10 protein-coding genes and 1 pseudogene are annotated in these 12,561 nt (G+C 60.3%); 10 read left to right on the top strand and 1 reads right to left on the bottom strand.

Features of this window, described 5'->3' with window-relative positions:
• Positions 1-4: 4 nt before the first annotated feature.
• The 10 genes and pseudogenes from asd to B3F77_RS17040 all read left to right on the top strand — a co-directional run bounded on the left by asd (position 5) and on the right by B3F77_RS17040 (position 11,407).
• A complete protein-coding gene (gene asd / locus B3F77_RS17085) occupies positions 5-1,156 on the top strand; it encodes an aspartate-semialdehyde dehydrogenase (protein ID WP_293606107.1) in 1,152 nt (383 codons plus the stop codon).
• 252 nt (positions 1,157-1,408) lie between these two features.
• Positions 1,409-4,057, top strand: a complete 2,649-nt coding sequence (locus tag B3F77_RS17080; RefSeq protein WP_293606106.1) for a FimV/HubP family polar landmark protein — start codon at positions 1,409-1,411, stop codon at positions 4,055-4,057.
• Positions 4,058-4,099: 42 nt separating this feature from the next.
• Entirely contained in the window at positions 4,100-4,894 is a 795-nt protein-coding gene (gene truA, locus B3F77_RS17075) for a tRNA pseudouridine(38-40) synthase TruA (RefSeq protein WP_293606127.1), read from the top strand.
• Positions 4,891-5,652: a phosphoribosylanthranilate isomerase gene (locus B3F77_RS17070; RefSeq protein ID WP_293606105.1), complete on the top strand. Its 762-nt coding sequence runs from the start codon at positions 4,891-4,893 to the stop codon at positions 5,650-5,652. The genes truA and B3F77_RS17070 overlap by 4 nt, the downstream gene beginning before the upstream one ends.
• Positions 5,630-6,910 (top strand): tryptophan synthase subunit beta, encoded by a 1,281-nt coding sequence (gene trpB / locus B3F77_RS17065; RefSeq protein ID WP_293606104.1) that lies wholly within the window; start codon positions 5,630-5,632, stop codon positions 6,908-6,910. The genes B3F77_RS17070 and trpB overlap by 23 nt, the downstream gene beginning before the upstream one ends.
• Positions 6,907-7,725, top strand: a complete 819-nt coding sequence (gene trpA / locus B3F77_RS17060) for a tryptophan synthase subunit alpha (protein ID WP_293606103.1) — start codon at positions 6,907-6,909, stop codon at positions 7,723-7,725. Before trpB ends, trpA begins: the two co-directional genes overlap by 4 nt.
• Before the next feature lie 101 nt (positions 7,726-7,826).
• The gene (gene accD, locus B3F77_RS17055; RefSeq protein WP_293606102.1) at positions 7,827-8,699 is read left to right on the top strand and encodes an acetyl-CoA carboxylase, carboxyltransferase subunit beta; all 873 of its coding nucleotides are present in this window, start codon (positions 7,827-7,829) and stop codon (positions 8,697-8,699) included.
• 174 nt (positions 8,700-8,873) lie between these two features.
• A pseudogene (locus B3F77_RS17050) lies at positions 8,874-9,034 on the top strand (peptidase S16); the annotation flags it as partial.
• Positions 9,035-9,203: 169 nt separating this feature from the next.
• Positions 9,204-10,769 (top strand): lysine--tRNA ligase, encoded by a 1,566-nt coding sequence (gene lysS / locus B3F77_RS17045; RefSeq protein WP_293606101.1) that lies wholly within the window; start codon positions 9,204-9,206, stop codon positions 10,767-10,769.
• A 104-nt stretch (positions 10,770-10,873) separates the two neighbouring features.
• Complete coding sequence (locus B3F77_RS17040; RefSeq protein WP_293606100.1) at positions 10,874-11,407, top strand: YgjP-like metallopeptidase domain-containing protein; 534 nt, start codon at positions 10,874-10,876, stop codon at positions 11,405-11,407.
• A gap of 41 nt (positions 11,408-11,448) precedes the next feature.
• Here B3F77_RS17040 and nagZ read toward each other — a convergent pair whose 3' ends face one another.
• Positions 11,449-12,507 (bottom strand): beta-N-acetylhexosaminidase, encoded by a 1,059-nt coding sequence (gene nagZ / locus B3F77_RS17035; protein WP_293606126.1) that lies wholly within the window; start codon positions 12,505-12,507, stop codon positions 11,449-11,451.
• Positions 12,508-12,561: the final 54 nt, after the last annotated feature.

Below are 12,561 nucleotides of genomic sequence, written 5' to 3'. Positions count from 1 at the left end.
CCCCATGAATTTCACAGGCAATCTCACAGCTAACCTCACAGGATTGGTAGGTTGGCGCGGCATGGTCGGCTCGGTGCTGATCGACCGGATGCAGGCTGAAGGTGACTTCGAGCTGATCGAGCCGGTTTTCTTCTCCACCTCCAACGCCGGTGGCAAAGCCCCGGCTCAGGCGAAGAACGAAACCACGCTCAAGGATGCCTTTGACATTGAGGCGCTCAGGAAGTGCGACATCATCATCACCGCGCAAGGCGGCGACTACACGAGCGAAGTTTTCCCCAAGCTGCGCGCGACAGGCTGGAAAGGCCACTGGATTGATGCGGCTTCCACCCTGCGCATGAATGATGACGCCGTCATCATTCTGGACCCGGTCAACCTGCCCGTCATCAAGAATGCAATGGCCAAGGGCGGCAATAACTGGGTTGGCGGCAACTGCACGGTCAGCTGCATGCTGATGGGCGTGGGCGCACTGTACAAGGCCGGCCTGGTCGAATGGATGACCAGCATGACCTACCAGGCTGCGTCCGGCGGCGGCGCGCAGCACATGCGCGAACTGCTGACCCAGTTCGGCACGCTCAACAGCGAAGTCAAGGCCCTGCTGGACGATCCGAAATCCGCCATCCTCGAAATCGACCGCCGCGTTCTGGCCAAGCAGCAGTCCCTGAGCGACCTTGAAACCGCCAACTTTGGCGTCCCCCTGGGCGGCAGCCTGATTCCCTGGATCGACAAAGACCTGGGTGGCGGCATGAGCAAAGAAGAATGGAAAGCCGGCGCCGAAACCAACAAGATACTCGGCCAGGGAGCGAGCTTCGGCACAGCCGAAACCCCGGTCGATGGTTTCTGCGTGCGCATAGGTGCCATGCGCTGCCACAGCCAGGCGCTGACCTTCAAGCTCAAAAAAGACGTCCCCCTGGCCGACCTCGAAGCCCTGATCGCGGCCGACAATGCCTGGGTCAAAGTGGTGCCCAATACGCGTGAGGCCTCCATCAAGGACCTGACACCGGTCGCGGTGACAGGCACCCTGCAAATTCCGGTGGGACGCCTGCGCAAGCTGGCCATGGGCCCGGAGTACCTGGGGGCGTTTACCGTAGGCGACCAATTGTTGTGGGGCGCTGCCGAACCGCTGCGCCGCATGTTGCGCATACTTCTTCAGGCTTGAGCTATTTGAAGTTAGCGGCTGCCCACATACAGCCGCCACCCGTAACTATTTGTCACAAGGCGTTGTCGTCTGACCACAACCGAAAGTTGTAAGTTGCTTCTAACTCGCTGTGTCATAACTTAAGTGGTGTCTTAGCTTGTCAGCCTAATGTCTTGATGTTAAGGTTGTTTTTCGAAAATTCGCATCGAGGTTTTTGTGCGCTTAAGCAGAATAAAATTACATGCAGACCGAACTATAGAGGCTCAAAACCCTATGAATCATCGCGCTCGTTGGCGTATTAGTGCCTTGGCGAGTGCCATTGCGTTGCTGGGTAGCCTGGCAAGTCTGGAAGCCCATGCTTTGGCGCTGGGTCGAATCACCGTTCAATCGGCGTTGGGTGAGCCTCTTCGCGCAGAAATCGACATTGCAGACATCACTGCGGACGAAGCCTCCAGCCTGAAAGCCGGCGTGGCACCCGCTGACACCTTCAAGGCGGCAGGGCTTGAATACACCGCTGTGGCAGCAGGCGTCGAAGTCAATCTGCAGCGCCGCGCGGACGGCAGGGCTTACCTGCGCCTGACCAGCAACCGCCCCGTCACCGAGCCGTTCGTGGACCTGATCCTACAAGCCAACTGGTCTTCCGGACGTATCACCCGCGACTACACCATGCTGTTTGACCCGCCCAACCTGCGGTCCAGCAGCGCAGGCGCGGCTATAGCGCCCACGGCTCCGATGCTGTCCCGGTCAGCGGCTCAAAATGCCGCGCCGCCAGCCAGGGCAATTGCCTCCAACCCGTATTCACGACCGAGCCCGCCCGCAGCCCGGCCTGCGCCGGTGGCCAAAGCGCCCACAGCCAAAGCCAGTCCTGCTGAAAAAGCACCTGCCGACAACAAACAGCTTACGGTCAAGGCCGGGGACACCGCCGGGAAAATTGCCACGCAGAACAAGCCGACCAATGTGTCGCTGGACCAGATGCTGGTGGCATTGCTCAGAAGCAATCCGGACGCCTTTATCGGCGGCAACGTCAACCGGATCAAGTCCGGCGCTGTACTGGATATCCCGAGCGCAGAAGCAGCCAACACCACTTCACCCGGCGAGGCTACTCAGACCATCGTCGCCCAAAGCATAGATTTCAACGCCTTCCGACGCAAGCTTGCAGAGGGCGTACCAACCACGCAAGTCGCCAGCGCTGACCGTCAGGCCGGCGGCAAGGTGCAAGCCAAGGTTGAAGACCGCGCGCCCGCAAACGCCACGCCCGACAAACTGACACTTTCCAAGGGTGCGGTTCAAGGCAAGGCGGCCACGGTAGCCGAAGACAAGATCGCCAAGGACAGGCAGGCCCAAGAGGCCTCGACCCGCATGGCAGAATTGTCCAAAAATATCAGCGACCTCAACAAATTGGGCACAACACCCGCAGCAGCGCCAGAGGCCAATGCCGCAAAAGCGCCCGGCTTGGTTGTGCCCGCAACGGTTCCGGCGGCAGTGGCCAGTTCAGCCAAAGCCAGCACCAGCGCAGAGCCGGCAGCCACTGCCATGGCCCCTGCGTCCGCAGCGTCTTCCATTGCAGCGCCCCTTGCCTCGGCTTCCCAGCCTGCTTCCACGGCTAGCGCTGCAGTAGCGACTGGCGTCGTGGCTGCGAAAAAACCCGTGGTGGCTGCCGCGCCGCCGCCTACACCCAGCCTGATCGACGAGTTGCTTGAGAACCCGCTGATTCTGCCTCTCGCCGGTGGCCTGCTGGCGCTGCTGGCCGGTTTCGGCTTTTACCGCTACCGCCAGCGCAACCGCACGGCCCAGGTGGACAGCTCCTTCCTGGAGAGCCGCCTGCAACCTGACTCTTTCTTCGGCGCCAGTGGCGGCCAGCGCATTGACACCGACGAAGGCAACGCCACGGGCTCGTCCCTGGTGTACTCCCCCAGCCAGCTCGACGCAGCCGGCGACGTGGACCCGGTGGCCGAAGCTGATGTTTACCTCGCCTACGGACGCGACCTGCAGGCCGAGGAAATCCTCAAGGAAGCCCTGCGCACCAGTCCGAAGCGCGTGGCCATCCACGCCAAGCTGCTGGAAATTTATGCCAAACGCCGCGACAGCAAGGCTTTTGACGGCGTGGCCAGCGAGGCCTTTAACCTGACGCACGGCGACGGCCCCGAGTGGGCTTATATCGCCGAGATGGGCCACGAAATCAATCCCACCAACCCGATGTACCAACCCGGCGAAAAGCCCGTGGACAGCCCCGCCGGTGGTGCAGCCGCAGTCAACCCTTCAGGCATCGTGGGGCAAGTCATACAAGGAGCCCAACCTGCACAGTCACCTGCGTCAGCGCCGGCGTTGGATGTCGACCTCGACCTGGATTTCTCGCTGGGCGATGAACCCGATGCGGCTATAACCGCCGCCGCCATCGGAACACCTTCACCAGCTGCGCCACTGCATGCCTCAGAGCCGACCTTCGCGATGGAGCCAGCGCTAACCCTGGGTGATCCGGACATGGATTTCGACGGTGCGACGCTCGCCCAGCCGACGGCATCCTCTCCGGCACCGGCGTCCAGGCCTGCTGACCCAACCGCCCCCGAGATCGCTTTCCCTGCCGATGGGCTGGACTTCACGCCTGAGCCCTTTGCGGTGCCTGAACCGATCCTGACCACCCAGGCAGCCGCGGCACCTGCTCCGGCGACTGCAGACAGTGGCATGCTGGAATTTGACCTGAGTACCTTGTCGTTGGACTTGAACGGACCCACAACCGAGAGCCCCGCGCGTGCCGTGACGGCCACATCGGACGACCCGCTTGAAACCAAGTTCTTTCTTGCTGAAGAATTCCGCTCCCTGGGTGACGCGGAGGGTGCCAGGTCGCTGGCCGACGAGGTGCTGGCCAAAGCCAGCGGACCCTTGAAGGTCAAAGCGCAGGCGTTCCTCAACGCCCTGTCGTGAACACCGCGTGAACGCCTTGCGTTCGCTGGTGTGGTGATGCCCGTGAGGATTGCGCTCGGTATCAGCTACAGTGGCAGCGCTTATGAAGGCTGGCAAAGCCAGCTCTCGGGCAAGACGGTTCAAGACAAGCTGGAGCTGGCTTTGGCCAGGTTTGCCGTCCAGCCGGTGCGCGTCATGTGCGCCGGGCGTACCGACGCCGGCGTGCACGCGCTGATGCAGGTGGCGCACTTTGACACCGCCGTGCAGCGCGATACCGCGTCGTGGGTGCGCGGCACCAATGCATTCCTACCCTCAGACATTGCGGTGCAGTGGGCGCGCCAAGTCCCTGATGAATTCCACTCCCGCGGCAGCGCCATCGCACGACGCTACGCCTATGTCGTGCTGGAGTCCGCGGTGCGCCCCAGCGTGGAGGCCGGACGCATCGGCTGGGTGTACCGGCCCCTCAATGGCGCGGCCATGCAGCAGGCCATCGCGCATTTGATGGGCGAGCACGATTTCAGCTCGTTCCGCGCCGCGCAGTGCCAGGCCAAGTCACCCGTCAAAACCATCAGCCTGATTGAGATTTCCCAGCGCGCGGGGTCAGGTTCACGGTATTGGCGTTTCGAGTTTGAGGCCAACGCTTTTTTGCACCACATGATCCGCAACATCATGGGATGCCTGTTGGCGATTGGCCAGGGCCGCTATCCGCCCGACTGGCTGGCCGAGGTCGTTGCCGCGCGCAGTCGCGCTGCAGCCGCCCCCACCTTTTCTCCTGACGGCCTGTATTTTTTGGGGCCAATTTACCCAGACCACTACAGCTTGCCGACGCGCACCGCGGCTTATGATTGGCTGCCATGAGCCCTGCTAGCAACCCTTTCCAACCTGACCTGGGTGCGCCCGGAGAAGCCAGTCGAACAGGTATCAGAACGCGCATCAAAATTTGCGGCCTGACACGTGAAGAAGACGTGGACGCTGCGGTAGCTGCGGGTGCCGATGCAGTCGGGTTTGTCATGTACGAACCCAGCCCGCGTCATGTTACGGCGGAACGCGCCGCCGAACTGGCCCGCCGTTTGCCGCCTTTCGTGACCCCGGTGCTGCTTTTCGTCAACGCACCCGCTATCAAAATAATAGCTGCATGTGCCCGTATTCCTTCGGCTTTACTGCAATTTCATGGTGATGAATCACCGGAAGCCTGCCTGCAGGCAGGCCGGCCTTTCATGCGGGCAGCGCGCATTCCAATGAACGAAAACCCCATCGTGGACGGTGCTCGCTTCGATCTCGTAAAATACATAAAAGACTTCAAAGCTGCCCAAGCCATCCTCCTCGATGCCCATGTCGAAGGTTATGGCGGCGGCGGAAAAACATTCAATTGGTCACTTCTTCCTCCAAGCGTCAACGCTCACCTCGTTTTGTCTGGTGGATTGACGCCTGCAAATGTGACCGATGGCATTTTGCAAGTCAGGCCACGCTGTAAAACGCTGGCCGTTGATGTGAGCTCAGGCGTCGAGATTACCAAAGGAATCAAGAGCGCCGACAAAATCAACCAATTTGTCGCAGCCGTTCGCGCTGCCGACGACCAACTTGCAAAGAACCATGTACGACTATCACCAGCCTGACCTCGCCGGCCATTTCGGAATATACGGCGGCAGTTTCGTTTCAGAGACGCTGACCGACGCGATCAATGAACTGAAAGCGGCTTACGCCAAGTACCAGAACGACCCTGAATTCCTGGCCGAATTCCACTACGAACTGAAGCATTTTGTGGGCCGCCCCTCGCCCGTCTACCACGCAGCACGCATGAGCCGCGAGCAGGGAGGCGCTCAGATTTATCTCAAGCGCGAAGACCTCAACCACACCGGCGCACACAAGATCAACAACACCATCGGCCAGGCCATGCTGGCCCGGCGCATGGGCAAGCCGCGCGTCATTGCCGAAACGGGTGCCGGCCAGCACGGCGTGGCCACCGCCACCATTTGCGCGCGCTACGGCCTTGAATGCGTGGTCTACATGGGCAGCGAAGACGTTAAACGCCAGAGCCCTAATGTCTACCGCATGAAACTGCTGGGCGCCACCGTGGTGCCAGTAGAAAGTGGCAGCAAAACACTCAAAGACGCGCTGAATGAGGCCATGCGCGACTGGGTCGCCAACGTGGACAACACCTTCTACATCATCGGTACCGTGGCCGGGCCACACCCCTACCCCATGATGGTGCGCGATTTCCAGAGCGTGATCGGCACCGAGTGTCTGGCGCAAATGCCCGAGTTCATAGATGACCGACAACCCGACGCGGTGGTCGCCTGCGTGGGCGGAGGCAGCAATGCCATGGGTATTTTCTACCCCTACATTCCGCATGAACAAACCCGCCTGATCGGCGTGGAAGCCGCTGGCGAGGGCATGGACAGCGGCAAACACTCGGCTTCGCTGCAGCGCGGCCTACCCGGCGTGCTGCACGGCAACCGCACCTATGTGCTGCAAAACGAAGACGGCCAGGTCACCGAGACACACAGCATCAGCGCGGGGCTGGATTACCCCGGTGTGGGCCCCGAGCACGCATTTTTGAAAGACATAGGCCGCGCCGAATATGTCGGCATTACCGACAAGGAAGCGCTCGACGCCTTCCACTACCTGTGCCGTACCGAAGGCATCATTCCGGCGCTGGAATCCGCCCACGCCGTGGCCTATGCGATGAAGCTGGCCAAAACCATGCGCAGCGACCAGAGCATTTTGGTCAACCTCTCGGGCCGGGGGGACAAAGACATCGGCACCGTGGCTGACCTGTCGCAGGCCGACTTTTACTGCCGCCCGTCCTGTCACGGCCAAAGCATCAAAGGAACGTCAATCGTAGCGGAGCAAGTTGTAGGATTCAAGCGATGAGCCGTATTCAACCCACCTTTGCCACGCTAAAGGCCCAAGGCCGCAAAGCCTTGATTCCTTTTGTCACCGCGGGTTTCCCTTATGCCGACATCACGCCGGATTTGATGCATGCCATGGTGACAGCCGGTGCCGATATCATCGAGCTCGGTGTGCCCTTCAGCGACCCAATGGCCGACGGCCCCGTGATCCAGAAAGCTGGTGAAAAGGCACTGAAACTGGGCATAGGCACCCGCGAAGTTCTTGACATGGTGCGGGCATTTCGCAGCAAAGACAACAGCACCCCGGTAGTGCTGATGGGTTATGCCAACCCGGTGGAGCGCTATGACATCAAGCACGGCGCTGGCCCAACGGAGAGCGCCTTCATCCGCGACGCCGCCCAGGCCGGTGTGGACGGCGTACTGATCGTTGACTACCCGCCTGAAGAGTGTGTGGAGTTTGCCGCCAGGCTGCGCGCCCACAACATGGACCTGATCTTTTTGCTGGCGCCCACCTCTACCTCCGCCCGCATGGCACAGGTGGCGCAGCTAGCCAGCGGTTATGTGTACTATGTCTCGCTCAAGGGCGTGACGGGTGCCGGCACGCTGGACGTGGGCGCTGTGGAAGCCATGCTGCCGCGCATTCGCCAGCACGTGAACGTGCCCGTGGGCGTGGGCTTTGGCATTCGCGACGCAGCAACGGCCAAAGCCATCAGCAAAGTGGCGGACGCGGTGGTGATTGGCAGCAAGATCATCCAGCTGATTGAAAACCAGCCCCGGGACAAGGTCGCATCTGTGGCCCATGACTTCTTGAAAGAAATTCGTATGGCTTTGGACTGACTTCCGGCGGACGAAACCCCGCGCATAATTGCGCTTTTCGTCCAGCAATAGCGACCGTGAAAGCGGCTTAACGCAAACGCAATTCAACAAGGACTGACGCGATGTCTTGGTTAGAAAAACTCCTTCCCCCGAAAATCAGCCCCACCAACCCGACCGAGCGCCGCAGTGTGCCCGAAGGCCTGTGGATCAAGTGCCCGAGTTGCGAAGCCGTGCTGTACAAGACCGACCTGGAAAAAAACCAGAACGTCTGCCCGCAGTGCAGCCACCACCACCGCATCGGCGCGCGTGCCCGGCTCGATGCCTTTCTGGATGCCGAAGGCCGCTATGAACTGGGGCAGGAAGTGCTGCCGGTGGATGCCCTTAAATTCAAGGACAGCCGCAAATACCCCGAGCGCCTGAAAGAAGCGCTGGAAAACACCGGTGAAACCGATGCGCTCATCGTGATGGGTGGCGCCGTGCACAGCATTGGCGTGGTGGTCGCCTGCTTTGAATTTGATTTCATGGGCGGCAGCATGGGCAGCGTGGTGGGCGAGCGCTTTGTGCGCGGTGTACACGCCGCCATCGAGCAAAAAGTGCCCTTCATCTGCTTTACGGCCACCGGTGGCGCGCGCATGCAGGAAGGACTCTTGAGTCTGATGCAAATGGCCAAAACCAACGCCGCCCTGACCCGCCTGGCGAAAAAAGGCTTGCCGTACATCAGCATACTGACCGACCCCACCATGGGCGGGGTCAGCGCCGGCTTTGCCTTTGTGGGCGACATCGTGATTGCCGAGCCCAAGGCCCTGATCGGCTTCGCCGGCCCACGCGTCATTGAATCCACCGTGCGCGTGACCCTGCCTGCGGGCTTTCAGCGCGCCGAGTTCCTGCAGGCCAAAGGCGCGATCGACTTTATTTGCGACCGCAGGGAGCTGCGCAAGACGGTGGCAAGCTCACTGGCCATGTTGCTGAAGCAACCGGCGGATGCGGTGAGCTAAAAAATTATTGCCCCAGTTTTCGTTCACCGCGCCTGTCCCCGAAATTCTGACGCAACTACGAAATAGCTCATTGGGATTAGCGTATCAGGTGTAGTAAAAGCGCAGGGAAAAGAGAGCACGGGAAGGTGAGGGTCACCGCAATTTAAAGCATGCTGCCAGGTCCGAAGGCGGGCACCCTACAGGATGGACGACTGCGGCTGGGTGGCCAATCGCTGGTGTGAGTTGCTCCCGATGCCACTAGAGCCCAAACAGCGCCTGATGGCGCTCTGGACAACCCGCTGCTCCGGCTGGAGCTGGTCAGCGGCATCCTGGGGCGTACCGGTATTTCGCTCTGACTTCTGACGGCAAGCGCCCTTTATTCCGGGGCAAATACGCTTTTCGGTTCGTTCACCGGGATAAACGCCGCCCTAAAAACTTAAAATCAGACCTTCGATGCTTTTTGGCCACTCATTTGGGTGGCGTGGCGCCCGACATTTTTCGACCTCTTTCCGGAACACCGACCCCATGTCCACCCACTCAAATTCACCCGCAGCAGCCAACGCTGCCCCCGCCCCGCAAGATGAAAATCAGTTAATCGTCGAGCGTCGGGAAAAGCTCAAGGCGCTGCGCCAGCAACAGGCCGAGGGCAAAGGCGTGGCCTTCCCCAACGACGTGAAGCCTGAACACCGGGCCGAGGCGCTGTTTGCACAGTACAACGGCAAAACCAACGAAGAGCTGGAGCCGCTGGCGCTGAAGGTCCATGTGGCGGGCCGCATGATGCTCAAGCGCGTGATGGGAAAAGCCAGCTTTGCCACTTTGCAGGATGCGTCGTTCGGCCCGTCGGGCGGGCGCATTCAGTTGTACATCAACAACGAGGGGGTGGGCGAAGACGTCCATAACGCCTTCAAGCATTGGGACTTGGGCGACATTGTGGCAGCGACGGGTACGCTGTTTAAGACCAGGACCGGCGAGTTGTCGATTCACGCCGACAGCATCAGGCTGGTGACCAAAAGCCTGCGCCCGCTTCCCGACAAATTTCACGGCATGGCCGACCAGGAAGTCAAATACCGCCAGCGCTATGTGGACCTGATCACGGACGAGGCCACACGCAAGCGTTTTGTGGCGCGCAGCAAGGCGGTCAGCGGCATTCGGGAATTCATGGTTCAGCATGACTTTCTGGAAGTGGAAACCCCCATGCTGCATCCGATTCCGGGCGGCGCCAATGCCAGGCCATTCAAAACCCATCACAACGCGCTGGACCAGGAAATGTTCCTGCGCATCGCGCCGGAGCTGTACCTCAAGCGCCTGATCGTCGGCGGTTTTGAGCGCGTGTTTGAGATCAACCGCAGCTACCGCAACGAAGGTATCAGCGTGCGCCACAACCCCGAGTTCACCATGATGGAGTTCTACGCGGCCTGGTGGAACTACGTCGATTTGATGACGTTTACCGAAGCGCTGATTCGCGACGCCGCCGAAAAGGTGGTCGGCTCCCTGCAATTGAGCTATGGCGGCAGGGCGGTTGACCTGAGCCTGCCCTTTGAACGCCTGACCATCCGCGAAGCCATCCTCAAGCACACCGAAGCCGGAGACCATATTGACGACGCGGCATGGCTGACCAACACGCTCAAAAAACTGGGGCTGACCGAAGAAAAAGACCGCCTGCAGGCACGCTCTCTGGCAAGTTTGCAGGTGATGTACTTTGAAGAAACCGTTGAAGAAAAACTCTGGCAGCCCACGTTCATCTGCGAACACCCCGTCGAGATCTCGCCGCTTGCCCGTGCCAGCGACACCAACCCCGGCGTGACCGAGCGCTTTGAGCTCTACATCACTGGCCGCGAATTCGGCAACGGTTTCAGCGAGCTGAACGATGCTGAAGAGCAGGCCGCACGCTTCAATGCGCAGGTGGTTGCCATGGACAGCGGCGACGACGAAGCCATGTTCTACGACCATGACTTCATCCGCGCGCTGGAATACGGTATGCCGCCGACCGGTGGCTGCGGCGTGGGCATAGACCGCTTGATGATGCTGCTGACCGACAGCCCCAGCATCCGCGACGTGATCCTGTTTCCGGCGCTGCGCCGGGAGGTGTGATCCGTTTTGAGGTTTCGGGTGTTCTTTTTAGCTATTTTTTTAGTAATTTATGGCTGTAGCCCAATACATACGGGCATAAGCAGCTATTATTTTAATAGCAATCAATGAACCCTTCCACCATGAAATACCTCACGGGCTATCCCGAAAACCTCAGGGCGCAGGTGCAGCTGCTGCTGGTGCAAGACCGGCTGGGCGAGATGCTGCTCACCAAATACCACCATGTGCACGGCGTGCGAACCGACAAGGCTTTGTACGACTATGTGATGGCGCTAAAAAACGATTTTTTGCGCAACTCGGAGCCGCTGTCCAAGGTGGCGTTTGACAGCAAGCTCCAGGTGATTGCCCACGCGCTGGGCACGCACACCACCGTGTCACGGGTGCAAGGCAGCAAACTCAAGACCAAGCGCGAAATTCGTGTGGCCACGCTGTTCAAGGAAGTACCTGCGGAGTTCCTGAAAATGATTGCGGTGCACGAGTTGGCCCACATCAAGGAAAAAGCGCACGACAAGGCGTTTTACCAGCTCTGCACCCACATGGAGCCGCGCTACCACCAGTATGAGTTCGACCTGCGGGTGTACCTGACCCACATCGATGCTGCCGGCAAGCTGACCTGGCCGGCCAATGCCTTATCAGCTTGAGCGGCCGGATCAGGGAATCAAGGCGTCAGGGAATACCGGAGTCAGGGCAACAGGCCGAGCGCATGCATGTAGGCAGGCTGAACCATCAGCTCATCCCAGCCGGGCGCCCTGCTATGCGGCAACAGGGCCAGCCGGCGCAGCTCGCTGGCCTCCATGGCCTCCCACTGACCCTTAAGCAGGGCTTCGGCCATCCCGTCGAGCAATTCGTCTACCGGCTTGCCGTCACCCACCGACTGGTTACACAGCAGCACCATGTCGCAGCCGGCATTAAGCGCGGCTAGCGCCGCTTGCGTGTAACTCACTTCCTGGCCGTCGATCAGGCGGGCACCCGCCATACTCAGGTCGTCACTGAAAATCGCGCCGCCAAAGCCAAGCTGGCTGCGCAGGATGAAGTTCAGCCACTTGCTGGAAAAACCGGCGGCTCGGGCGTCCACCTTAGGGTAAATCACATGCGCGGGCATCACGCTGGTGAGCGTGGTGTTGAGCCATTCGTAAGGCGCAGCATCGTCCGCCAGAATCGCCTTCAGGCTGCGCTTGTCGACCGGGATGCCGGTGTGTGAATCGGCCTTCACGAAACCATGGCCGGGAAAATGTTTGCCGCAATTCGCCATACCGCTTTGCAGCAGTCCGTGCATCAGGCTTTTGGCCAGCAGAGTGACCACGCGCGGGTCGCGGCCAAAGGCGCGGTCGCCGATGACACTGCTCTCGCCATAGTCCAGATCAAGTACCGGGGTGAAGCTGAAGTCCACGCCACAGGCCCGCAGCTCGGCGCCCAGCACGTAGCCACAGGCGGTGGCCGCGTTGGTGGCTGCGAGCTGGTCTTTGATCCAGCATTCGCCCAATGCACGCATGGGCGGCAAATGGGTAAAGCCATCGGTGCGAAAGCGCTGCACGCGACCGCCTTCATGGTCGACGCAAATCAGCAGATCCCTGCGCACGCTTTTGATCTCGGCGCACAGCTCGCTGAGCTGCTGGCGGTCTTTCCAGTTGCGGCCAAACAAGATGATGCCGCCGGTAAGCGGGTGCTTGAGGCGGCGGCGCTCGGCTTTGCTGATTGACAGGCCCGCGATGTCGATGATGAGGGGCGCGTGTTCGGAAATGTGGGATGTCATGGTTTACGGTGTGTTAAGGGGAATGGCACTTACTTTGGCTCC

Source organism: Polaromonas sp. UBA4122 (assembly GCA_002381615.1).
Taxonomy (GTDB): domain Bacteria; phylum Pseudomonadota; class Gammaproteobacteria; order Burkholderiales; family Burkholderiaceae_C; genus Polaromonas.
This window is presented reverse-complemented; position numbering and strand designations above follow the sequence as displayed.